This is a genomic window from Clavibacter michiganensis (assembly GCF_021216655.1).
Classification (GTDB): domain Bacteria; phylum Actinomycetota; class Actinomycetes; order Actinomycetales; family Microbacteriaceae; genus Clavibacter; species Clavibacter michiganensis.
Map to the genome: position 1 here is coordinate 195,117 of NZ_CP080437.1, position 22,759 is coordinate 217,875.

The following is a 22,759-nucleotide window of genomic DNA, read 5'->3' on the forward strand; positions in this document are numbered from 1 at the left end:
CGCCTCGCGGGTCGTGCGGGTGGTGCCGGTCAGGCCGCCGGGTCGACCTCGGCCTCCAGCGGCGTCGCCGTCACGGAGGTGCCGACGTGCAGGCGGAACGCGCCGGGCTCGCGCTGCCAGCCGCCGTCCCAGTGCGCGAAGGTCCGCGCGCCGATCGCGACGTCGACCTCGGCGGACGCGCCGGCCGCGAGCTCCACGGACGCGAAGCCCGCGAGCCAGCGCACCGGCCGGTCGACGGCGGATCCCGCGCGCGACAGATAGGCCTGCACGACCTGCTTGCCGGCGCGGTCGCCCGTGTTGGTCACGGTGACGGTCGCGGTGATCCCGCCCGCGCCGCCATCGGCGACTCGGAGGTCGTCGATCGCGTGCGTCGTGTAGCCGAGGCCGTGCCCGAACGCGTAGGCCGGGGTCGCGCCCGAACGGAGCCACGCGCGGTAGCCGACGTGGATCCCCTCGTCGTAGATCACCTTGCCGTCGACCGGCGTGACGGAGCGGACGGGGACGTCCTCCTCGGTCGCTGGCCAGGTCGTGGGGAGCCGGCCGCCCGGCTCGACGGCGCCGAACAGCACGTCGGCGAGGGCGCCGCCGAACTCCTGGCCGCCGAACCAGGCGAGGAGCAGCGCCTGCACGTCCTCGCGCCAGGGGAGGAGCACGGGGGATCCGGAGTTGACGACCACGATCGTGCGGGGGTTCGCGGCGGCGACGCGGCGCACCAGCTCGTCCTGGTGGCCGGGGAGCGCGAGCGAGTCGCGGTCGAAGCCCTCCGACTCGACCTGGGCGTTGGTGCCGACGACGACGATCGCGACGTCCGCGCCGGTCGCGGCCTCGACGGCCTCGTCCAGCAGTCGCTCGGGCTCGGACTCGTCTGCCTCGATGCCCACCGTGATCCCGAGGATCCCGGCGAGGCCGCCGGGCGCGCTGGTCAGCTCGAACTCGACCGTGAGGTCCATCGGCTGCCCGGCGGTCGCGGCGACGGGCGCCGAGATCGAGGGCGGCGAGAGGAGGCTCGCGCCGAGGTCCATGCCCACGGGCGCGGCGCCGTCCTCGCGCAGGAGCGCGCCGTCGGCGTAGACGCGGCCGCGGCCGGTGGCGCTGAAGCCGACGAGCACCTCGCCCGTCTCCGTCGGCGTCCAGCGCGTCGTGATCTCGATGACGGCCGCCGTGCCCGTGGGCGCGTCGCCGCCGAAGTACATGAGCGTCGTCGCCCGGCGGTCCTCCGTGAACATCTCGCCGCCGTCGGCGTCGAGGAAGCGCACGAGGGCGCCAGGGGAGCCCGTGCGGGGGTTGACGATCTCCGCGAGCGGCAGCTCCTGGATCCCCTTCTGCACGACCGCGCCGCGCGCGTACCGCACGTCTACCCCGTCGCCGAGGGCAGCGCGGATCCCGTCCAGCGGCGTGACCACGTGCTCCGGGATGACGGTCGCGCTGCCGCCGCCCTGCGTCCGCGCCTCCACGGCGTTGTGCCCGATGACGGCGACGCTGCGGAGCGCGGACGCGTCGAGCGGCAGGGCCGCGTCCTCGTTGCGGACGAGCACGGTGCCGGCCGCGGCGGCCGCGCGCGCGAACGCGACGCCGTCCTCGACCTGGACGGGCTCGGGCGCGACGGCGTCGAAGCCCTCGAGCGCGCCGACGCGGGCGGCGAGGCGCAGCAGGCGGATCACCTTGCGGTCGATGTCGGACTCGAGCACGCGGCCGTCGCGCACGGCGTCGAGGAGCGGGTCGCCCCACGCGCCGACGGGGCCCGGCATCTCGAGGTCCTGCGAGGCGCGCGCGGCGTCGACGCTGCGGACGCCCGTCCAGTCGCTGACGACCACGCCGTCGAATCCCCACTCCGAGTTGAGCGGCGTCTCGAGCAGGTCGTTCTCGGTCGACGTGACCCCGTTGATCGAGTTGTAGGAGCTCATCACGAGCCACGCGCGCGACTCGACGACGGCCTTCTCGAACGCGGCGAGGTACAGCTCGCGCAGCGCCCGCTCGGACACGACGCTGTCGGCCGTGAAGCGGTCGGTCTCGTACTCGTTGGCGACGTAGTGCTTGGGGGTCGCGCCGACGCCGTTCTCCTGGACGCCCCGCACGTAGGCGGCGGCGAGGTCGGCGGTGAGGAGCGGATCCTCGCTGAACGCCTCGAAGTGCCGCCCGCCGTAGGGGGAGCGGTGCAGGTTGATGGTCGGGCCGAGCACGACGTCGACGCCCTTGCGGCGCGCCTCGACCGCGGAGGCGCGGCCGTAGCGGGCGGCGATCCCGGTGTCCCAGCTGGAGGACAGCGCGGACGCCGACGGCAGGTTGAGCGACGGGGAGCGCTCGTCCCAGACCTCGCCGCGCACGCCGCTGGGGCCGTCGGAGACGAGCATGCGGCGGAGGCCGATGCCCTCCACGGGCCAGGTGGTCCAGAAGTCGCGGCCGGTGATCAGCTGCACCTTCTGCTCGAGGGTGAGGCGCGCGGCCAGCTCCTCGAGGCGGGCGGTGGCGGGGTCGAGCGGGGTGGTGTCGTTCGGGGTCTTCTCGTGCGGGTCCATGGCTGCTCCTCGGGTGACGTCGGCGTCTGGTCGATCCTGCTCGTGCTGCGCGGTCATCGGACGCCCTTCACGCGGAACGCGGCGACCGCGCCGAGGAGGCCGGCGGCGGCGCCCGCGAGGAAGAGGCCGGGGTAGCCGGCGATCCCCACCACGCCGCTCGCGGCCGTCGGCACGAGGGACTGCGGCAGCGCCTGCGCGATGTTGACGACGCCGAGGTCCTTGCCGTTGTCGGCGTCGCTCGGCAGCACGTCGGTGATGAGCGCGAGGTCGACCGCGTAGAAGGAGCCGATGCCCGCGCCGATGACGAGCTGCGCGACGTAGACGACGGCGAGGCTGGGCGCGAGGGCGAGGATCACGAGGCCGATCACCGCGACGAGCGCGGCGGCGGCCACGAAGACCTTGCGGCGGCCCAGCCGGTCGCTCAGCCAGCCGGCCACGAACGTGGTGGAGACGACGCCGATCACGTTGAAGAGCGTCGCGACGAAGACGGCGTTCGCGACGTCGGCCTGCGCGACCCCGAGGTCGTCGATGAGGTAGAAGGCGAGGTAGTTCGTGGCGGTCACGGCGCTGGCCGTGAGCAGGAAGCGCATGAGCCAGGCCCAGCCGAAGTCGGGGTTGCGGCGCGGGTCGAACACGAAGGATCCGAGCAGCTCCTTCAGGCTGAGGCGGGAGGTCGGGCGCTCGGTGAGCACGCGGTCGCGGAAGGCCAGCGCGAAGACGAGGACCACGGCGACGCCGATCGCGCCGGGCACGAGCACCTGCTGCGTCGTGGTCGTGAACAGCTGCACGATGAAGGTGCCGACCACGAGCGAGCCGTTCTGCGCGACGCCGATGGCCGCCGCGACCCGGCCGCGGTTGCGCGGGCGGGCGGAGTCGGCCATGACGGCGATGAGCGCGGCGATGGCGGCGTTGAACGCGCCCTGCACGAGCATCCAGGCGCCCACGAGCGCGAGCACGGTCGTGGCCTGCGTGAGGAGGATGAGCGCGCCGTAGCCGAGGACGACGCCGCCGATGATCCACGGGCGGCGCATGCCGAAGCGGCCGGGCGTGCGATCGGAGAGGCGACCGGCGAGCGGGTTCACGACGAGGGCGACGAGCGCGCCGAGGCCGAGGACCAGGCTGAGGGTGCCGGCCGTGTCGTCCGGTGCGACCTCGGCGACCTTGAGCGCGAGCGACACGATGATCGGCGGCAGCAGCGCCACGAATAGGCCGAGGAGCGCGATGGGCATCCCGATCTCGGCGCGGCGGGACCCGGGTGGGCGTGCACCGTCCGCCCGTCCGCTGGGGGCGCTCGACGCGCCCTCGGTGTGCTGATCTCGGACTGCCTCGGCCACGGTGCCTCCAGGTTCCTGCCCGCCCTCGTCGGCGGGATCGGCATGACGGTAGCACGAGAAACCGACCTGCGGTAGGTATTTAGGGCCCTCGCGGATCGCTAGGGTCGAGCCATGGCAGTCGACGAGGGGCCGCGCCGGTACGCCAAGGGAGCGGCCCGGCGCCGCGAGATACTCGAGGCGGCTCTCGCCCTCATCGCCGAGCGCGGCTACTCCGCGTCGTCGCTGCAGGAGATCGCCGACGCCGTCGGGATCAGCAAGGCCGGCGTCCTGCACTACTTCGACTCGCGCGAGGCGCTCATCGCCGCCGTGCTCGAGGAGCGCGACGCCCACTCCGCTGCCGACTACCGCGAGGCGGTGCCCGACGGGGATCCCGCGGACATGGTCGGCATGCTCCTGCGCGCGAGCTCGCACAACGCCGACACGCCAGGACTCGTCGCGCTGTACTCGCGCCTCGTCGTCGACGCCGCAGGCGCCGAGCACCCGGCGCACTCCTACATCGCCGACCGGTACGACCGCGTGGTCGGATCCGTCGCCGCGCAGGTGCGCGCCCTCGGCGTCGAGCTGCCCGCGGGCCTCGACCCCGACTCCTTCGCGCGCGTCGCCGTCGCCGTCAGCGACGGCCTCCAGCTGCAGTGGAGCTACCGGCCGGAGATCGACATGCGCGACGCGCTCGAGCGGGTGATCCGCGCGCTCAGCGGCGGGGTGCTCCCGCTGCCGTCAGCGGATCCGGCCGCGGCGACCGCTACCGCGTGAGCGCAGGGGCCGGCAGCCCGCCTCAGAGCCGCCCGGTCGCCTTCAACCGGATGTAGCGGTCGGCCAACGCGGGCGGCAGGTCGGCGGGCGCGCCCGTGACCACGTCCGCCCCGAGCCGCCGCACCGCCGCCTCCACGCGCGCCACGTCGAGCAGCGCGCGCTCGGCGGCGGCCGCGCGGTAGACGGCGGCGCGGCCCGAGCGGTCGGCGGCGCGCTCGGCGAGCCCGGGATCCACCACCGCGGCCACCAGCACGTGCTGCGTCCGCGTCAGCTGCGGCAGCACCTGCAGCAGCGCCCGCGAGCTGCCGGGGGAGTCGATGGCCGTGAGCAGCACCACGAGCGAGCGCTGCGACACGATGCGGCGCACGAGCGCGGGCACGGCGGTCCAGTCCGTCTCGAGCAGCTCGGGATCCACGGGCGCGAGCGCGTCGACCATGCGCGAGACCACGTCGCCGCCTGCGCCCGCCCGCACGCGCGCGCGGACGCGGCGGTCGTGCGCGACCATGTCCACCCGGTCGCCCGAGCGCGTGGCGAGCGCCGCGAGCAGCAGCGACGCCTCGAACGCGGTGTCGAGCCGGGTCTCGTCGCTGATCCGGCCTGCGGCCGTGCGCCCCGTGTCGAGCACCAGCACCACGCGGCGGTCGCGCTCGGGCCGCCAGGTGCGCACGACCACGTCCTGCCGGCGGGCTGTCGCGCGCCAGTCGATCGACCGCACGTCGTCGCCGCGCACGTAGTCGCGCAGGCTGTCGAACTCGGTGCCCTGGCCGCGCACCATGAGGGCCGTGCGGCCGTCGAGCTCGCGCATGCGGGCGAGGCGCGAGGGCAGGTGGCGGCGCGAGCGGAACGGCGGCAGCACGCGGACGGCACCGGGGGAGAGGAGCGTCGCCTGGCGCGCGGCGAGGCCGAGCGGGCCGGCCGAGCGGATCGTCACGCGCTCGGTGCGGCGCTCGCCGCGTCGCGTGGGCGTGAGGGAGAGGCGGATCGCGCGGCGCTCGCCGGCGGGGATCCGCACCCGGTCACGCGTGGAGGACGCGCCCGCGGACGGCTGCCAGGCGTCGCGGACCACGCCGCGCAGCGTCCGGGATCCGCGGTTGGTCACGAGCAGCACGCTCTCGCCGGTCTCGTCGAGGCGGATCCTGGCGGGCAGGCTCCGCTCGAGCGCGACCGCCCGGGGGCTCGCGGCCAGGGCGAGGTCGGTCGCCACGAGCAGGGCGACCAGGAGGATCCAGCCCGCGAGGAGCGCGTAGGCCGCGTCCGACCCGTCGCCGAGCGCGACGAGCGGCGCGATCCCCAGGAGGAGGAGCGCGACCGTGCGGCCGGTGAGGGCCATCTAGCGGCGCGCCACTAGATCGGCACCTGCACCTGCGCCATGACGCCGCGGAGCACGGCGTCGACGGAGACGCCCTCGAGCTCCGCCTCGGGCCGCAGCGCGATGCGGTGGCGGAGGACGGGCAGCACCATCTCCTGCACGTGGTCGGGCGTCACGGCGTCGAAGCCGCTCAGCCACGCCCACGCGCGGCTCGCGGCCAGGAGGCTCGTGGATCCGCGCGGCGACACGCCGAGCTGCACCGACGGCGAGCGGCGGGTGGCGCGCGCGAGGTCGACCATGTAGGCGAGCACGTCGGCGCCCACGCGCACCTCCCGCACGGCCGCCTGCGCCCGGCGGAGGCCGTCGGCGTCGAGCACCGGCTGCACGCCCGCGGCCCGGAGGTCGCGCGGGTCGAAGCCCGTCGAGTGCCGGCGCAGCACCTCGACCTCGGCCTCGCGCTCCGGCAGGTCGAGCACGAGCTTCAGCAGGAAGCGGTCGAGCTGGGCCTCGGGCAGCGTGTAGGTGCCCTCGTACTCGACGGGGTTCTGGGTGGCCGCGACGAGGAAGGGATCCGGCAGCGCATGGCTCTCGCCGTCGACGGTGACCTGCCGCTCCTCCATCGCCTCCAGCAGCGCGGACTGCGTCTTGGGCGGCGTGCGGTTGATCTCGTCGGCCAGCAGGATGCTCGTGAACACCGGCCCGCGCCGGAACGAGAACGCGCCCTCGCGGGAGTCGTAGACGAGGGATCCGGTGATGTCGCCCGGCATGAGGTCGGGCGTGAACTGCACGCGCGCGGTGTCGAGGCGGAGGGCCTCGCTGAGCGCGCGGACGAGGAGGGTCTTCGCGACGCCGGGCACGCCCTCGAGGAGCACGTGGCCGCGGGCGAGGAGGGCGATGATCATGCCGGTCACGGCGCCGTCCTGCCCGACGACGGCCTTCCCGACCTCGGTCCGGACGGCGAGCAGGCTGGTGCGGAGGTCGTCGGTCATGGATCCATTCTCCTGGTCGGGTCGGTGGGGTCTGCGGCGCGGGCGACCCGGCGCTCGAGGTCGGCGAGGCGCCCGGCGAGGGCGACGAGCTCGCGGTCGGTGCGGGGGTCGTCGTCGAGGAGCAGGGCGCGGATCCCGGCCGGGTCCTCGCGGAGCGCGGCGGCGGACGCGGCGACGACGTCGTCGACGGAGGCGAGGCGGCCGAGCGCGAGCGTCGAGGCGATCCGGTCGACGGTGCCGACGCGCAGCGCGTCGAGGGCGTGGCCGCGCGCATCCGCCCGCTGGTAGAGCCGGGCGCGGCCCTCCGCGGTCTCGTCGGCGCGCACCACGACGGGCAGCCGCTCGACCACGAGCGGGCCGAAGCGGCGGCCGCGCCACACGGCGGCGGCGATCGCGGCGGCGCCCAGCAGCAGGATCGCCGGGGTCACCCACCCGGGCGTCAGCTCGCCGAGGGTGGGCGGCGCGTCGGTCGCGGCGTCGTCGGGCGACGGCGTGTACCAGATGAGCCGTGGCCGCTCGCCGAGCACGCCTAGCGCGAGCGCGGCGGATCCCTGCTCGGCGATGCGGTCGTTCGTGAGGATCGGATCCGCCCCGAGCGCGGTCACCGTGCCGCCGGCCGCGAGCGTCGCGGGCACCTGGAGGAGCGCGAACGCATCCCCGGTGTCGTCGGGGAAGCACGCGACCGCATCCGACGCGTCGTCGCCGAGGTACCGGAACACGGGCGCGTCGTCGGGCACGGATCCCGCGGCCCGCGCGGCCGGCAGCGCGCACGCGGAGTCGAGGTCCCGGTCGCCGGACTCGGCCGCGCCGCCGGCCGCGATGTCGGGCGCGATGGCCTGCAGCGTGCGGAAGTCGGGCGCCAGCAGGACAGTCCGCGTGGAGAGGCGTCCGACCTCGGCGAGCCGTCCGTCGTCGAGGCGGTCGGAGGTCGCGCCGAGCACGAGCGTCGCGTCGTCGCCGTCCCCGACGGCGGCCCGGGCCTCGGCGAGCGTCGAGGCGAGCGTGACCTCCACGCCCTGGCCCTCGAGCGCGCGGGCGAGCGCCTGCGTCCCGCCGGGCGCCGGGTTGTCGGGCGCGAGCGCGTCGCCCTGACGCGCTCCGCCGGAGACCGCGAGCGAGGCCAGCGCGACGACGAGGGCGAGGGCGGCCAGCGCGATCCACGTCCCGCCCCGGCGGAGCGCCTGGCGGGGCGTCTGGGTCTCGGTCGTCGCGACGGCGGCGGCGGCCGGCGCGCGCGCGGGCGCGCTCATCGGGGACCCGCGCCCACGGGCTCGTGCAGCACGGGCACGGCCGTGCGCAGGTCGCGGTCGAGCGCGGAGAGCCGGTCGAGCATCTCCTCGGTCCCCGGTCGGCCGAGGTACCGGACGGCGTCGAAGTCGTCGGCGGCCACGACGAGGCGGGCCGCGTGATCCGGGTGCGCGGACCCCGCGCGGCGGGCGAACCCGCGGGCCGTGGTGCCCGGATCCACGGCCACGATCGTGCGCTCGGCCTGCTCGCGCGCGATCGCCCGGAACAGGTCTGACGCGGCCGCCGCGAGGTCGCCCGCCCGCTTCGACGCCTCGGCCGCGCGCCGCAGCTCCTCGGCCGAGCGCCGGTCGTCGGATCCGAACAGCCCGTCGCCGCGCGCGGCCGCCCGCCTGCGGTCCCGGCGCGGAGCCCCGAAGACGAGGAACGCCACCACGACGACGGCGAGGACGAGCGCCCCGATCACCACGGGCGCGAGGTCGGCGAGACCGCCGCCCGCCCCGTCGAGGAGCCCGGCGATCCAGTCGCCCACGGCCTGCGCCGCGAGGTCGACGGCGTTCGGCCGGGCCGCCTCGTACTCGGGCTTCGCGAGCTCGTCGAGCAGCAGCCGGCGCGCGTCGTCTGCATCGGGATCCAGCGGCACCGAGGCCGCACGCGCGACCGCGGCGACGAGGGGGGAGCCGATCACGCGCGTCCCGGACCGGCGTCGGTCGCAGCGGCCCCGGGCGCCGCGAACGGGTCCCGCGCGCCCGCCCCGGTCGCCGACTCCGCGCCGGCCGCGCGCTCCTCGGCGAAGCGCGCGAGCTCGAGGTCGAGCCCCTCGCGCCGCATCCGCAGGTCGATGTAGAGGATGGCCGCGTTCGCCGACGTGACGACCGCGCCGATGCTCCCCACCACCACGCTCACCACGAGCGAGAGCAGCTGCGCGCCGATGTAGAAGACGACGGACGCGTCGAACGTCTGGAAGTCGAGCTCCCCGTTCGGGAAGAGCACCGTCTGCAGGATGGAGGTCAGCAGCGTCAGCGGCACCGTCACCACGTTCGTGGCCGCGGACACGATCACCGCGGTCAGCAGCAGGATCCCGAGCACGCGCCAGAACGAGCCGATCGTGAGCGACCACGACCGACGGGCCGCCGCCAGCGGCCGGAGCCGCTCGATCACGATGGCGCTCGGCACGAGGGCGAGGCGCGTGGAGACCCAGGCCGCGACGACCACGAGGCCCATCACGCCGAGGACACCCACCAGGATCCCGGCGGCGATGCCGGCGCCCCCGGCGAGCACCAGCAGCGCGACGATGCCCGCGAGCACCGCGAAGACGAGCGTCCACGCGGCCGTGAGGGACAGGCTCCACAGCACGAGGGGCACGATCCGCGGGCGGGCGAGCCGCCACAGCGCGCGCATCCGCAGCCGCTCGCCGAGCGTGCCGCGCGCCACCTCGCTCGCGACGACGCCCTGGAGGAACGCCGACGCGACGATCGACAGCACGATCGTGACGATGGCGGCGATCGCCACGGCCGCCACGCCGCCCGCGATGAGCGGCCCCTGGTCCGCCTCGCGGGCCGAGAGGACGCGCGTGACGACGAACGCGGTCACGCCGCCGACGATCACGAGGGTCACCACGCTGACGAGCCCCTGGATCAGCAGCGCGCTGCCGACCGTGGCGCCGGGGTTCCGGCGCAGCGTCTGGAACGAGCCCGCGAGGATCGCGCCGAGGCCCATCGGCCGCAGCGGTAGCAGGCCGGGCTTCGGCGGCGGGGTCCAGCCGGGCGCGGCGCCCCACCCGGGCGGCGGCGGGAACCCGGCACCGGGCGGGGGTGCGGACGGCGGCGCCGGGGGTGAGCCGGGGGTCTGAGGGGCCTGCCAGCTCTGGTCATCGGTCACGCCCGCCAGCCTCCCACAGGCCGCGCGCGAAGTCCCGCGCCGGAGGTGCCCGGCCGATCCGCTGGATCCACCGGCTACCCTGGGGGCCTACGAGGCAGGGAACACCTTCAGATGACAGCACGGATCCTGGTGGTCGACGACGACACCGCGCTCGCCGAGATGATCGGCATCGTCCTGCGCACCGAGGGCTTCGAGCCCTCCTTCTGCGGGGACGGCGGCCAGGCGCTCGCCGCGTTCCACGACGCGAAGCCCGACCTGGTGCTCCTCGACCTCATGCTCCCGGGCCTCGACGGCATCCAGGTGTGCGACCTCATCCGCGCCGAGTCCGGCGTCCCCATCATCATGCTCACGGCGAAGTCCGACACGGCCGACGTCGTCAAGGGCCTCGAGTCCGGCGCCGACGACTACATCGTCAAGCCCTTCAACCCCAAGGAGCTCGTCGCCCGCATCCGCACGCGCCTGCGCCCCGCGGCCGCCGCGTCGCCCGGGCTCCTCCAGGTCGGCGACCTCGTGGTCGACGTCGAGGGCCACGAGGTGCGCCGCGGCGAGGAGCGGATCAACCTCACGCCCCTCGAGTTCGACCTCCTGCACGCGCTCGCCAGCCGGCCGCAGCAGGTGTTCACGCGCGAGATGCTGCTCGAGCAGGTCTGGGGCTACCAGTACAAGGCGGACACGCGCCTCGTCAACGTCCACGTGCAGCGCCTGCGCGCGAAGGTCGAGGACGACCCGGACAACCCGCGCATCGTCATGACCGTGCGCGGCGTCGGCTATCGCGCGGGGGCCGCGGCCTAGCCCCATGCGCCCGCTGCCCGTGTGGCTCGTCGACTGGAGGTCGTGGCCGCGCCGCCTCACCCGGATCTGGTCGGTGTCCCTCCAGTTCCGCACCGTCCTCATCACGGTCGCGCTCTCGGGCGTCACGGTGCTCCTCATCGGCGTGCTCATGACGCAGAGCATCTCGAGCGACCTCTTCCGCCAGCGGCTCGACACCGTTCTCCAGCAGTCCAACAGCGCCACCAGCCGGATGCAGGAGCAGTTCACCTCCTCGGACGCCTCCGACCAGACCGAGCTCGAGCAGCTGCGCACGCAGGTGTTCGACGAGCTCCGCGGCAGCGCCATCAACCTCTCCGACTTCGCCTTCCGCCGCACGCCCGGCACGGAGGCGCGCAACGTGCTGCAGAACGCGTCCACCGCCGACTACGTCGACAGCCTCCTGAGCGCCGACCTCCGGCGCGCGGTCGGCGAGGGCACGGGCACGCAGCAGTGGCAGTCCGTGGCGATCCCGGTGGGCGACCAGGGCGCCACGAGCCCCGGCATCGTCGTCGGCTCGAGCATCGACATCCCCTCGGCCGGCCGCTACGAGCTGTACCTCGTCTACGACCTCGGCGACATCCAGCAGACCCTCGACTTCGTGGCGGGCACGATCCTCCTGGCGTTCCTCTTCCTCATCGTGCTCATCGGGGCGATCGCGTGGCTCGTGGTGCGGCTCGTCGTCGCGCCCATCCGCGTCGCCGCCGACACGAGCCAGAAGCTCGCCGCCGGGCAGCTCGAGGAGCGCCTGCCGGTGAAGGGCGAGGACGTGATCGCGACGCTCGCGCGCTCCTTCAACGGCATGGCGGACTCGCTGCAGTCGCAGATCACGCAGCTCGCCGACCTCTCGCAGCTGCAGCAGCGCTTCGTCTCCGACGTCTCGCACGAGCTGCGGACGCCGCTCACCACGATCCGGCTCGCGGGCGGCGTGCTCTACGACCTCCGCGAGGACTTCAGCCCGCCGGCCGCCCGGAGCGCCGAGCTGCTGCACACGCAGGTGGAGCGGTTCGAGACGCTGCTCGCCGACCTGCTGGAGATCAGCCGCTTCGACGCGGGCGCGGTGGACCTCGTGACCGAGCCGACCAACCTCGTCCGGCTCGTCGAGGACTCCATCGAGGAGTTCGAGGGCCTCGCCGCGCAGAAGGGCTCCGAGCTCCGGCTGGTCGCCCCCGGCGGCTACTTCGACGCGGAGATGGACGCACGCCGCGTTCGCCGCATCGTCACGAACCTCGTCGGCAACGCCGTCGACCACGGCGAGGGCCGGCCCATCGTCATCACGGTCGACAGCGACCGGGACGCCGTCGCGCTCGCCGTCCGCGACTACGGCGTCGGCATGACGCACGAGGAGATGGGCCACGTCTTCGACCGCTTCTGGCGCGCGGATCCGTCGCGCCAGCGCACCACGGGCGGCACCGGCCTCGGCCTCGCCATCTCCCTGGAGGACACGAACCTGCACCACGGCTGGCTGCAGCTGTGGTCGCGGCCCGGCGAGGGATCCTGCTTCCGCCTGACCCTGCCCCGGCGCCCCGACGTCCCCCTCGACAGCTCGCCCGTCGCGCTGCCGCCCGACGACCCCGCGGACGACCGCGCCGACGAGGAGGACGCCCGTGTCCCCAGCACCTGATCCCCGCCCGCGCCGCGCGCCCCGCCGCTCCGCCCGTGCGGCCGCCGTCGCGCTGGTCGCCGCGTGCGCCGTCCTCCTCTCCGGCTGCGTCTCCATCCCGTCGGGCGGACCCGTCTCCGAGGGCGACCCCGCGACCGTCACGGACGAGTCCGGCGTCAGCTACCAGCCGGACGGCCCGCAGGCGGGCGACGGCCCGGACGACGTGATCGCCGGGTTCGTCGACGCCGCCACGAGCTCCGCCGACCAGTACGGCGTCGCGCGCCAGTTCCTCTCCACGGACTTCGCGTCGCGCTGGGATCCCTTCGCGAGCGTCGTCGTCTGGGAGGGCCAGGCCAGCACCTCGGAGGAGGTCGACGGCACGTACAGCTACTCCGTCACGACCATCGCGACGGTCGACGGGCAGGGCCACTACCGCGAGGTCGGCAGCGACCAGGAGACGCGCCTGTCCTTCCAGCTCGTGCAGGAGCGCGGCGAGTGGCGCATCGCGAAGGCGCCCGACGGCATCGCCCTGCGCTCCACCTACTTCCGCGAGATCTTCAGCGCGCACGCCCTCTACTTCTTCGACCCCACGTTCTCGTTCCTCGTGCCCGACCTCCGGTTCTTCGTCACGCGCGCGTCCCAGAGCGTGAGCACGCGGATCGTCAAGTCGCTCCTCCAGGGCCCGTCGCCCTGGCTGTCCCAGCCCGCCGTCGTCACGGCGTTCCCCGAGGGCACGCAGCTGGCGTCCTCGGCCGTCACGACCGCGGGCGGCACCCCGCAGGTCGACCTCTCGACGGAGGCGCGCGCCGCCGACGGCATCACCCAGCAGCGGATGAAGCTGCAGCTGCGGCAGAGCCTGTCCAACATCCCGTCCGTGCTCGACGTGCAGATGCTGGTCGACGGCACGCCGCTCACCGTCGCGGACCTCGGCGGACGCGGTCCGGTCAAGGACCCGCAGGCGGAGTCGCGCCCGCTCGTCCTCGCCCAGGGCCAGTTCGGCTACCTCGGCGGGGGAGAGGTCGCCCCGCTCGGCACCCTGGGCACGCGCGTGACGGCCCTCGCCGCCGATGCGGCGACGCTGAGCGCGGACGGCCGGCAGGCGGCGGTGCGGAACGCGTCCGGCGTGTGGTCGGTGGGCGACGGCGACCGCGACGCGGTCCTCCTCGACACGCGCCCCGGCCTCGTCGCGCCCTCGCTCGACGCGCAGGGCTACGTCTGGTCCACGCCGGCATCGGATCCGCGCGGGCTCGTCGCTTGGGGCCCCGACGGCGTCGGCCACCCTGTCGCCGTGAGCTGGACCGCCACCGGCCGCGTCGTCTCCCTCGAGGTCGCGCGCGACGGCGCGCGCGTCCTCGTGCAGCTCGAGACGGGCGCCGGGCCGCAGCTGCTCGTGGCGTCGATCGTGCGCGACGGCGGCGTCCCGATCTCCCTGACGACGACTCCGCTCGAGCTGCTGGCGTCGCCCGGCACCCCGCTCGATGCCACGTGGGTCGACGAGCTCGACGTCGCGACCCTGACCCTCGCGCCCGACGGCGAGCGCCAGGTGGAGCTGCACCAGGTCGGCGGTCCGTCGAAGGACATGGGCTCCGCGGCCGACGGCGTCTCCATCACGGGCGCCAACGACGAGAGCGGGCTGCGGGTCCTCACGAGCGCGGGCGCCCTGCTCACGCCGCGGGGCAGCACGTGGCAGCAGACGGCCACCGGCGTCTCCTTCGTCGCGACGAAGCGCTGACCCCCTCCACCGATCCGTCCCGCCCGCCCACCCGGCACCCGCCGCGTGCGACCCTCCGCGCGTGATCCCCGTGCCCGCCCATCCCGCCCTCGCCCTGCCCTCCCGCGTCCCGCCCGCGGTCCGCGCCGCCCTGCTCGACGCCCTCGCGGTCGTCGCCCCGGTGACCTGCGCGGGGTGCGGCGCCCCCGATCGCGCCGTGTGCCCGGCCTGTCGGGCCGCGATCCCCTGCCCGCCCCTCGTGCGCCGGCTCGCGCTGCCCGCCGTCCCCGCCCCCTGCGGTCGCGTGCCCGCCCGCGTCGTGCCGGTGGGCTGCGGGAGCGCGTACGCGCCGCCCTGGCCGCGGCTCCTGTCCGCCCTCAAGGAGGAGGGCCGCACCGACGCCGCGCGGGCGCTGGCGCCCACCCTCATCCGGGCCGTCCGCGCGGCCGTCGTCGCCGCGGAGCACGGAGCCGCCGGCACCACCGCCGCGCGTCCCCTCGACGTGATCCCCGTCCCCACGCCGGCCGCCTCCCTGCGCCGGCGCGGCTACGCGCCCGTCGAGGTCCTGCTCGCCCGCGCCGGCATGCGCCCGCTGCGTGCGCACGGCGTCCCCGGGCTGCGGTGCCACCCGCTCCGCTTCACCCGACGCCCCGCCGACCAGGCGGGCCTCGGGGTCGCCGCCCGCGCGGCCAACGTCGACGGCTGCCTCGCGGCGCGGATCGACCTCGCCGGCCGCCGGATCCTCGTCGTCGACGACGTCCTCACCACCGGCGCCACCCTCCGCGAGACCTGCCGCGCCATCCGGGCGGCGGGCGGGGAGGTCGTCGCGTGCGCGGTCCTCACGGCCGTCCCCGCCCGCTCGCGCGGCGGGGTGCAGCCCGCCCTCGCCCGTTGACCGACCCGTCGCTCCCTGTGCATGTCCGATGCGCCCGCGGTCCACCCGCCGGATGCCTCGCGCTGCGAGGAGCCCGAGGTCTAGGCTCGCCCGAAAGGCGTGAAAGTGATCGCCCTCTTCCAGCGGGCGACGCGTCATGATCTGGAGGTACGTCATGGACATCAACATCACCGGCCGCAACGCGGAGATCACCGATCGATTCCGCGTGTACGCCACCGAGAAGGCCGACAAGATCGTCCAGCTCGCCGAGAAGTCCATCTCTCTCGACATCAAGGTCTCGCGGCACAGCGAGAAGTCCGGCGGGTCCGCAGGCGACGACCGCGTGGAGATCACGCTCGTGGGGCCCGGCCCCGTCATCCGCGCCGAGAGCAGCGCCGCCGACAAGTTCGCGGCCTTCGACCTCGCCCTCGGGCGCATGCTCGAACGGCTGCGCCGCGCCAAGGACAAGAAGAAGATCCATCGCGGCAACCACCGACCCGTCTCCCTGCAGGAGGCCGCGACCGACGGCTTCGCGCAGATCGACCTCGACCCCGCCGACGCCGAGCTCATCGAGCGGGTCAACGGGAAGAGCGTGGCGCCCGTCGACCAGCCCGTCGACGAGGACGACTACTGCCCCGTGGTCATCCGCACCAAGGTCTTCCCCTCGCAGTCCATGACGGTCGACCAGGCCCTCGAGCACATGGAGCTCGTCGGCCACGACTTCTTCCTCTTCATCGACGCGGAGACCGACCGCCCGAGCGTCGTCTACCGTCGCAAGGGCTGGGACTACGGCGTCATCGGCCTGGCCGACGGCGAGCAGGAGCTCGCGGGCGCGGGCGCGGGATCCCGGTCGCTCCGCCGCTGATCCGCACGCCCACGCACGAGGCCCCGCGCGCTCCGGCGCGCGGGGCCTCGTGCGTGCCGCAGGCGGCACAGGTCAGGGCGCTCCCGGGAACGGCAGCGGACGAGCCGGTACTATGGCGAAGCTCGTCGGCGGCGACATCCGCGCGCCGTCACGGCGGTCGTCGTCATCCGGCGCCCGCCCATCTACGCAGGGAGACACCGATGGCCTCAGTACTCGAGAAGGTCCTTCGCGTCGGCGAGGGGCGCACGCTCCGCAAGCTGCAGAACTACGCGAAGGCGGTGAACCAGCTCGAGGAGGACTTCACGCACCTCACCGACGAGGAGCTGAAGAACGAGACCGTCGAGCTGCGCGAGCGCCACGCCAACGGCGAGTCCCTCGACGACCTCCTCCCCGAGGCCTTCGCCGCGGTCCGCGAGGCGTCCCGCCGTACGCTCGGCCTCCGCCACTTCGACGTCCAGATCATGGGCGGCGCGGCCCTCCACCTCGGCAACATCGCCGAGATGAAGACGGGCGAGGGCAAGACCCTGGTCGCCACCCTGCCGGCCTACCTCAACGCCATCGCATCGCGCGGCGTGCACGTCATCACGGTCAACGACTACCTCGCCAGCTACCAGAGCGAGCTCATGGGCCGCGTGTTCCGCGCCCTCGGCATGACCACGGGCGTGATCCTCGCGGGCCAGACCCCGCAGCAGCGCCGCGAGCAGTACGCCGCCGACATCACGTACGGCACGAACAACGAGTTCGGCTTCGACTACCTGCGCGACAACATGGCGTGGCAGGCGTCCGACATGGTCCAGCGCGGCCACTTCTTCGCCGTGGTGGACGAGGTCGACTCCATCCTCATCGACGAGGCCCGCACGCCGCTCATCATCTCGGGCCCGTCCGCGGGCGACGCGAACCGCTGGTTCACGGAGTTCGCGACCGTGGCCAAGCGCCTCGTCCCCGAGGTCGACTACGAGGTCGACGAGAAGAAGCGCACGGTCGGCGTCCTCGAGGCGGGCATCGAGAAGGTCGAGGACCACCTCGGCATCGACAACCTCTACGAGTCCGCGAACACCCCGCTCATCTCGTTCCTCAACAACTCGATCAAGGCCAAGGCCCTGTTCAAGAAGGACAAGGACTACGTCGTCATGAACGGCGAGGTGCTCATCGTCGACGAGCACACGGGCCGCATCCTCATGGGCCGCCGCTACAACGAGGGCATCCACCAGGCCATCGAGGCGAAGGAGGGCGTCGCGGTCAAGGCCGAGAACCAGACCCTCGCCACCGTCACGCTGCAGAACTACTTCCGCCTCTACAAGAAGCTCTCCGGCATGACCGGCACGGCCGAGACCGAGGCCGCCGAGTTCATGAGCACCTACAAGCTCGGCGTCGTCCCGATCCCCACGAACCGGCCCATGCAGCGCAAGGACCAGTCCGACCTCATCTACAAGAACGAGAAGGCGAAGTTCGAGCAGGTCGTCGAGGACATCGCCGAGCGCCACGCGGCCGGCCAGCCCGTCCTCGTCGGCACCACGAGCGTCGAGAAGAGCGAGTACCTCTCCAAGCTCCTCGCCAAGAAGGGCGTCCGCCACGAGGTCCTGAACGCGAAGAACCACGCGCGTGAGGCCGCCATCGTCGCCCAGGCCGGGCGCCTCGGATCCGTCACCGTGGCCACCAACATGGCCGGCCGCGGCACCGACATCATGCTCGGCGGCAACGCGGAGTTCCTCGCCGTCGCCGCCATGAACGCGCGCGGGCTGAGCCCCGTCGAGACCCCCGAGCAGTACGAGACCGAGTGGGACGACGTGTTCGCGGACGTCAAGGCCGAGGTCGACGAGGAGGCCGCGAAGGTCATCGAGGCCGGCGGCCTCTACGTCCTCGGCACCGAGCGCCACGAGTCGCGCCGCATCGACAACCAGCTCCGCGGGCGCTCCGGCCGCCAGGGCGACCCCGGCGAGAGCCGCTTCTACCTGTCGCTCACCGACGACCTCATGCGCCTGTTCAACAACGGCGCCGCAGCCAGCCTCATGGGCCGCGACAGCGTCCCGGACGACGTGGCCATCGAGTCCAAGGTCGTGAGCCGCGCCATCCGGAGCGCCCAGGGCCAGGTCGAGGCGCGCAACGCCGAGATCCGCAAGAACGTCCTGAAGTACGACGATGTCCTCAATCGCCAGCGCGAGGCCATCTACGGCGACCGCCGCCACATCCTCGAGGGCGATGACCTCCAGGAGCGCTCGCAGCGCTTCCTCGAGGCCGTCATCGACGACGTGCTCGACTCCCACATCGGCGAGGGCAACGGCGACGACTGGGACTTCGACGCGCTCTGGACCGAGCTCAAGACGCTGTACCCGATCTCCATCACCATCGACGAGGTCATCACGGAGGCCGGGAGCAAGGGCCGCGTCAACCGCGACTTCGTCCGCCGCGAGATCCTCTCCGACGCCAAGCTCGCGTACTCGAAGCGCGAGGAGCAGCTCGGCGGGGCCGCCATGCGCGAGCTCGAGCGCCGCGTGGTGCTCTCGGTCATCGACCGTCGCTGGCGCGAGCACCTCTACGAGATGGACTACCTCAAGGACGGCATCGGCCTCCGCGCCATGGCCCAGCGCGACCCGCTTGTCGAGTACCAGCGCGAGGGCTTCGCGCTCTTCCAGCAGATGATGGGCGCCATCCGCGAGGAGACCGTCGGGTTCCTGTTCAACCTCGAGGTCGAGGTGCAGGCCCCGGCGGACGCCGAGTCCGTGGGCCCGCGCATCCAGGCCAAGGGACTCGCCGCGAACCAGGCGACGGCGGACAAGCTCCGGTACACCGCTCCCACGGACGACGGCGGCGTCGAGGTCCGCAACCAGCGCGGCCAGATCGAGAAGGCGGCCACCGCGAAGGCCCAGAAGGACCAGCAGGCGGAGGACGCCGTCCTGGTCGGCGAGGACGAGCCGGAGACCCCGCAGGGCCCGCCCGCCCGCGGCGCCTTCGGCCAGCCGACCGGCGCCTCGTCATCCGCCCCGCAGAACCGCGAGGAGCGCCGCAAGGCCGACCGGCGCAAGTAGGTCGTACCGGGCCGACAGGTCTCCTGTTGGCCCGGGGCGATGTCGGACCCACGCACGACGAAGGGCGCGCCTCCCGCGGGAGGCGCGCCCTTCGTCGTGCGTGGGTCGCCGGAGGACGACGAGGTCGCTAGAGGACGTTGATGGCCGTCGCCCGCCAGCGGCGGTCGAGGCCCTCGAGCCGGATCGCGACGGCGCGGGCTCGTGCCCGACCGTGGACCACGATGACCGCTTCGATGACGCCGTCTCGGGGGGAGAACGACGTGACCGTGCCGATGGTGAACACCGGCCGGGTCACCGACTGGCCCTTCGCGCGGCGGGCGCGAGCGCTGAGGACCACGCGCTTGAGGAGGTGGCGGTAGACGTCATCGCTGACCCATCGGGCGATCTGGTCCAGCTCCCGGGCTCCGGCGAGGATCTCGATCACGCACCGCGTGAGGTTCTCGAGCAACGGACCCGACGGGGGGAGGTCCTGGCTGCTGCAGGGCTGGCGCCCGAAGAAGTCGTCGACGTCGAAGCGCTTGCGGACCGTACCCCGCACGGTGGCGGTGGTCGCGGTCGAAGTCGCGGGCGTCGACCCGGCGACTGCGCTCGACGCCTGCGCGGGCGCTGATGAGGGCTTCCGAGCACCGGACCGACGGGTCGGGGTGCCCTTGGCGTTCCCGGCGACGGTGCTCCGGCGGTCAGGGAGATCCTCCCGTGGCACTGCTTCACTCATGCGTCACTCCCATCCCGGTGCTCCCCCCCCGATCGGGGGACCACGATGACTGGTCAACTGTGACAGTGCGAGAGGCTCGGCGCACGTTCAGCGCACAAGATGTGGAGAACTGAGAGCGGATCTCAAGGAAGGGACCCAAGGTGACCCGGATGTACGAGTCCTCCCCGTCACCCCGCTCCCTCCGCCTGCGGGGGTCCGGCGACCGATGAGGTGGGAGAACCTCTTCGACGATCTCGAGGGCCAGTGGGAGACGGCGCGGCTCGCCGAGGAGCGGGATCAGCGCGCCGAGGAGGAGCGCACCCGCGTCGCGCGCACCGTCATGCGCGACCGCCTGAGGGCTCTCACCTCGGCCGATCAGGCGCGGCCGCTGCGCCTGTCGCTGTCGGACGGCACGTGGATCGACCTCCGGGCCAAGGTGCTCGGACGCGACTGGATGTCGGGGGAGCTGACCATCCCGGGCGATGCCCCGTCGCGCGAGGAGCGGGCCTGCATCCTCCCGCTCGCCTCCATCCACGCGCTCGCCCTGGACCGCGAGCAGGTCCGATCGAGCCTCGCGCCCGTGTCGGAGCTCCCACCCGAGCGCGGCATCGTCGACCGGATCGGGCTGTCGTTCGTCCTCCGCGACCTCTGTCGGCGTCGTGCGCGTGTCGAGCTGCGGCTCCGTGACGCCGTGGTCGGCGGCACGCTGGACCGCGTCGCCCGCGACCACGTCGACGTCGCGGTCCATGAGGCGGGCACCGCGCGCCGGGAGTCGGCCGTCTCCGGGTACCGGCTGGTGCCTCTCGCGGGGATCGTCCTCGTCCGCGTCTGATCGTCCGCGTCGCGGCAGCATGTGGACAACGCGCGACGCGTCCGCGCGTCGTCCCCGACATTGACCGGCATGCCTCCCACCCCTCGTCCCGCGCGTCCGGCGCGCCGTCCCGTCTGGTCGGATCCCCGCTTCATCGTCGGGCTGGTGATGGTCCTCGTGTCGACCGGCGGAGTGGTGGCGCTCCTGCGCTCCGCGGACTCCTCGGTGGTCGTCATGGCCGCGGGCTCCGCCCTCGACGCGGGGACCACCGTCCATGCCTCGGACCTGGTGCCGGTGCGCGTCCGAATCGACGGCGCCGCCGACCTCTACGTCTCCCCGGACTCCGCCGACGGGCTCGTCGTCACCCGCTTCGTGGGCGCGGGCGAGCTGATCCCACGGTCGTCGCTCTCCTCCGCGGACGCGCGCACCACCGCATCGGTCGTCATCCCCACGTCCGCGGGCGCCGACCACCTCGTCGCACCGGGCACCGTGGTCGACATCTGGGCGGCCGCCGCGAAGGGCTCGGGCACGAACGCCTACGACGCGCCGCGCGTCATCGTCTCGGGGGCGACCGTGGCCCAGGTCATCCGACCCGAGGGCTTCGTGGCGGACCAGGACCACACCCAGGTGCAGCTGACGGTGCCGCGGGAGGACGTGGCAGCGGTCCTCTCCTCCACCGATGCACGCGACCAGATGACGCTCGTGCCCGTCGGCGATGCGGGGGCGTGAGCGTGGCCTCCCTCATCCTCGCCCTCCCGCCTCGCGTGGAGGACGCGCTCCTGCGCGACGTCGTCGAGTCCGGTCACACGGTCCTCGCTCGCGTCGCGGGCGCGGCGGACGTGATCGCAGCCGTCCGGGCGACGACGGCCGACCCCCTGCACCTGGTCATCGCCGCATCCACGAATACGCTCGACCGCGACGTGCTCACGGCGCTCGACGAACGGGGCGCGCGAGCGGTCGCGGTGGCGTCGAGCGAGGCCGACCGTCGCAATGCGCAGTCGCTCGGACACCACGAGGTCGTGGACGAAGGAGCCACCTGGCGCGAGATCGAGGAGCTGCTGCTCTCGGTGCGCCCGCTCGGGGCGTCCGGCGGGATGGCGTCCGGCGTCCGACGCGCGGACGCCGTCGCCGCGCACCTGGAGATCGACCCTCCCGAGCGCGTCGGCTCGGGCGATTCGTCCGATCGGGCGAGGCTGGCGGACGCGGGCAGTCGACGGTCGGCACGCGGTCCCGATGGCAGCCCTGATCGGCTCGGCGGCCGGCTCGGAGCCGACGGCTCCTCGCGCTCCGGGTGGAGCTCGCGCACGCACGCCGAGCGGGACCGTCGAGGGCGATCGCTGCGAGGCCGTCTCGGGCTCGTCCGCCGCCCGCGCGTGCCGGCTCCCGTGCTCCGCAAGGAGGATGCGGACGACCAGGCCGCGGGTGTGCGGGCACCGGTCGGCCGGGTGATCGCGGTCTGGGGTCCGCAGGGAGCGCCGGGGCGGACCACGACCGCGCTGGCCATCGCGGGCGAGGTCGCGGCGGCGGGTCGATCGGCCGTGCTGGTCGACGCCGACGTCCACGGCGGCACGGTCGCTGCCACCCTCGGACTCCTGGACGAGGCGCCGGGCTTCGCCGCCGCCTGCCGCCTCGCGGCGGCGGACAGCCTCAGCGTGGAGGAGCTGGAGCGGATCGCGCAGCACCACCCGTCCACCCGGGCGCCGGGGTTCTCCGTCCTCACGGGCATCTCGCGCCCGGACAGGTGGCCGGAGCTCGCGGAGGGGCGGGTCTCCGCCGTGCTGCAGGCGTGCCGTGGCTGGCGCGACTACACGGTGGTCGACGCCTCGTTCAACCTGGAGGACGACGAGGAGATCTCGAGCGACATGTTCGCTCCCCGCCGCAACGCCGCGACGCATGCCGTGCTGCGCGGCGCGGACCACGTCGTCGCCGTCGTCTCCGCGGACACGGTCGGCCTCTCGCGCTTCTTCCGCGCGTACGTGCAGCTCCTCGAGATCGTCGACCCGTCGCGGGTCTCGGTGCTCGTCAACCGCGTCCGTCCGAGCGCCGGTGGCTGGGATGCAGCGGGCCAGGTGCGGCGCACCCTCTTCCGGTTCGGGAGCGTGGAGGCCGCGGCGTACGTCCCCGAGGATCGGGAGTCGCTCGACGCCGCGGTGCTCGCCGGCGCCACGCTCCGCGACATCGCGCCGCGGTCGCCGGCGCTCGTCGAGTGGTCGCGGTTCACCCGCACGACGCTCCTGCCTCCCGAGGACGCGCCGCGGCGGGTGCGTCGAGAGGCCGGCTCGAGGCGTCGAGGCGTCGATCGTCCGGGGGAGGAGCGCGCCCGGCCCGCATAGGCTGTAGC

The 22,759-nt window shown here is 74.0% G+C and carries 18 protein-coding genes; 10 read left to right on the forward strand and 8 right to left on the reverse strand.

What is annotated here, in order from left to right; genetic code table 11:
- Window positions 1-29: 29 nt before the first annotated feature.
- Window positions 30-2,516: a beta-glucosidase family protein gene (locus K0V08_RS00870; RefSeq protein WP_079532352.1), complete on the reverse strand. Its 2,487-nt coding sequence runs from the start codon at window positions 2,514-2,516 to the stop codon at window positions 30-32.
- Between the two features lie 53 nt (window positions 2,517-2,569).
- Window positions 2,570-3,745, reverse strand: a complete 1,176-nt coding sequence (locus tag K0V08_RS00875; RefSeq protein ID WP_228511094.1) for an MFS transporter — start codon at window positions 3,743-3,745, stop codon at window positions 2,570-2,572.
- 216 nt (window positions 3,746-3,961) lie between these two features.
- Here K0V08_RS00875 and K0V08_RS00880 point away from each other — a divergent pair, with 216 nt between their 5' ends.
- Window positions 3,962-4,603, forward strand: coding sequence for a TetR/AcrR family transcriptional regulator (locus K0V08_RS00880; RefSeq protein ID WP_079532357.1), 642 nt, complete (start codon window positions 3,962-3,964; stop codon window positions 4,601-4,603).
- Between the two features lie 22 nt (window positions 4,604-4,625).
- Here the strand turns inward: K0V08_RS00880 and K0V08_RS00885 are convergent, their stop codons facing one another.
- Genes K0V08_RS00885 through K0V08_RS00905 form a run of 5 tightly spaced genes read right to left on the reverse strand, consistent with a single transcriptional unit; the run spans window position 4,626 to window position 10,027 of the window.
- Window positions 4,626-5,933 (reverse strand): DUF58 domain-containing protein, encoded by a 1,308-nt coding sequence (locus tag K0V08_RS00885; RefSeq protein ID WP_079532360.1) that lies wholly within the window; start codon window positions 5,931-5,933, stop codon window positions 4,626-4,628.
- A gap of 14 nt (window positions 5,934-5,947) precedes the next feature.
- Window positions 5,948-6,901, reverse strand: coding sequence for an AAA family ATPase (locus K0V08_RS00890; RefSeq protein ID WP_079532363.1), 954 nt, complete (start codon window positions 6,899-6,901; stop codon window positions 5,948-5,950).
- A complete protein-coding gene (locus tag K0V08_RS00895; protein WP_079532365.1) occupies window positions 6,898-8,151 on the reverse strand; it encodes a DUF4350 domain-containing protein in 1,254 nt (417 codons plus the stop codon). Before K0V08_RS00895 ends, K0V08_RS00890 begins: the two co-directional genes overlap by 4 nt.
- Window positions 8,148-8,834 carry a DUF4129 domain-containing protein gene (locus tag K0V08_RS00900; protein WP_079532368.1) on the reverse strand — a complete coding sequence of 229 codons (687 nt, stop codon included), beginning with the start codon at window positions 8,832-8,834 and terminating at the stop codon, window positions 8,148-8,150. The genes K0V08_RS00895 and K0V08_RS00900 overlap by 4 nt, the downstream gene beginning before the upstream one ends.
- A complete protein-coding gene (locus K0V08_RS00905; protein ID WP_079532370.1) occupies window positions 8,831-10,027 on the reverse strand; it encodes a DUF7847 domain-containing protein in 1,197 nt (398 codons plus the stop codon). Before K0V08_RS00905 ends, K0V08_RS00900 begins: the two co-directional genes overlap by 4 nt.
- 111 nt (window positions 10,028-10,138) lie before the next feature.
- On the opposite strand from K0V08_RS00905, the gene mtrA reads away from it, so the two are divergent.
- The 6 genes from mtrA to secA all read left to right on the forward strand — a co-directional run bounded on the left by mtrA (window position 10,139) and on the right by secA (window position 18,913).
- Entirely contained in the window at window positions 10,139-10,819 is a 681-nt protein-coding gene (mtrA, locus tag K0V08_RS00910; protein WP_012037735.1) for an MtrAB system response regulator MtrA, read from the forward strand.
- Window positions 10,820-10,823: 4 nt separating this feature from the next.
- Window positions 10,824-12,458: an MtrAB system histidine kinase MtrB gene (gene mtrB / locus K0V08_RS00915; protein WP_012037736.1), complete on the forward strand. Its 1,635-nt coding sequence runs from the start codon at window positions 10,824-10,826 to the stop codon at window positions 12,456-12,458.
- Entirely contained in the window at window positions 12,442-14,169 is a 1,728-nt protein-coding gene (gene lpqB, locus K0V08_RS00920; protein WP_079532373.1) for a lipoprotein LpqB, read from the forward strand. The genes mtrB and lpqB overlap by 17 nt, the downstream gene beginning before the upstream one ends.
- 61 nt (window positions 14,170-14,230) lie before the next feature.
- Window positions 14,231-15,043, forward strand: a complete 813-nt coding sequence (locus K0V08_RS00925; protein ID WP_227325187.1) for a ComF family protein — start codon at window positions 14,231-14,233, stop codon at window positions 15,041-15,043.
- Window positions 15,044-15,197: 154 nt separating this feature from the next.
- Window positions 15,198-15,887 carry a ribosome hibernation-promoting factor, HPF/YfiA family gene (gene hpf / locus K0V08_RS00930; RefSeq protein ID WP_012037739.1) on the forward strand — a complete coding sequence of 230 codons (690 nt, stop codon included), beginning with the start codon at window positions 15,198-15,200 and terminating at the stop codon, window positions 15,885-15,887.
- A 200-nt stretch (window positions 15,888-16,087) separates the two neighbouring features.
- Window positions 16,088-18,913, forward strand: coding sequence for a preprotein translocase subunit SecA (secA, locus tag K0V08_RS00935; protein ID WP_012037740.1), 2,826 nt, complete (start codon window positions 16,088-16,090; stop codon window positions 18,911-18,913).
- A 127-nt stretch (window positions 18,914-19,040) separates the two neighbouring features.
- Here the strand turns inward: secA and K0V08_RS00940 are convergent, their stop codons facing one another.
- Window positions 19,041-19,451: an Rv3235 family protein gene (locus tag K0V08_RS00940; RefSeq protein ID WP_227325188.1), complete on the reverse strand. Its 411-nt coding sequence runs from the start codon at window positions 19,449-19,451 to the stop codon at window positions 19,041-19,043.
- 382 nt (window positions 19,452-19,833) lie between these two features.
- Here K0V08_RS00940 and K0V08_RS00945 point away from each other — a divergent pair, with 382 nt between their 5' ends.
- From K0V08_RS00945 to K0V08_RS00955, 3 genes are all read left to right on the forward strand, one after another.
- Window positions 19,834-20,439, forward strand: a complete 606-nt coding sequence (locus K0V08_RS00945) for a hypothetical protein (RefSeq protein ID WP_012037742.1) — start codon at window positions 19,834-19,836, stop codon at window positions 20,437-20,439.
- Window positions 20,440-20,508: 69 nt separating this feature from the next.
- A complete protein-coding gene (locus K0V08_RS00950; protein WP_012037743.1) occupies window positions 20,509-21,147 on the forward strand; it encodes an SAF domain-containing protein in 639 nt (212 codons plus the stop codon).
- On the forward strand, window positions 21,144-22,751 hold the full coding sequence (locus tag K0V08_RS00955; protein WP_227325189.1) for a CpaE/TadZ family protein: 1,608 nt from the start codon (window positions 21,144-21,146) through the stop codon (window positions 22,749-22,751). Before K0V08_RS00950 ends, K0V08_RS00955 begins: the two co-directional genes overlap by 4 nt.
- The last annotated feature ends 8 nt before the right edge of the window (window positions 22,752-22,759 follow it).

What these genes read in the sequence shown, in the direction of transcription:
- hpf (WP_012037739.1), top strand. Translation starts at nt 15,198, where the DNA reads ATGGACATCAACATCACCGGCCGCAACGCGGAGATCACCGATCGATTC.
- K0V08_RS00890 (WP_079532363.1), bottom strand. Translation starts at nt 6,901, where the DNA reads ATGACCGACGACCTCCGCACCAGCCTGCTCGCCGTCCGGACCGAGGTC.
- K0V08_RS00870 (WP_079532352.1), bottom strand. Translation starts at nt 2,516, where the DNA reads ATGGACCCGCACGAGAAGACCCCGAACGACACCACCCCGCTCGACCCC.
- K0V08_RS00945 (WP_012037742.1), top strand. Translation starts at nt 19,834, where the DNA reads ATGAGGTGGGAGAACCTCTTCGACGATCTCGAGGGCCAGTGGGAGACG.
- mtrA (WP_012037735.1), top strand. Translation starts at nt 10,139, where the DNA reads ATGACAGCACGGATCCTGGTGGTCGACGACGACACCGCGCTCGCCGAG.
- K0V08_RS00950 (WP_012037743.1), top strand. Translation starts at nt 20,509, where the DNA reads ATGCCTCCCACCCCTCGTCCCGCGCGTCCGGCGCGCCGTCCCGTCTGG.
- K0V08_RS00885 (WP_079532360.1), bottom strand. Translation starts at nt 5,933, where the DNA reads ATGGCCCTCACCGGCCGCACGGTCGCGCTCCTCCTCCTGGGGATCGCG.
- K0V08_RS00880 (WP_079532357.1), top strand. Translation starts at nt 3,962, where the DNA reads ATGGCAGTCGACGAGGGGCCGCGCCGGTACGCCAAGGGAGCGGCCCGG.
- secA (WP_012037740.1), top strand. Translation starts at nt 16,088, where the DNA reads ATGGCCTCAGTACTCGAGAAGGTCCTTCGCGTCGGCGAGGGGCGCACG.
- K0V08_RS00875 (WP_228511094.1), bottom strand. Translation starts at nt 3,745, where the DNA reads ATGCCCATCGCGCTCCTCGGCCTATTCGTGGCGCTGCTGCCGCCGATC.
- K0V08_RS00895 (WP_079532365.1), bottom strand. Translation starts at nt 8,151, where the DNA reads ATGAGCGCGCCCGCGCGCGCGCCGGCCGCCGCCGCCGTCGCGACGACC.
- mtrB (WP_012037736.1), top strand. Translation starts at nt 10,824, where the DNA reads ATGCGCCCGCTGCCCGTGTGGCTCGTCGACTGGAGGTCGTGGCCGCGC.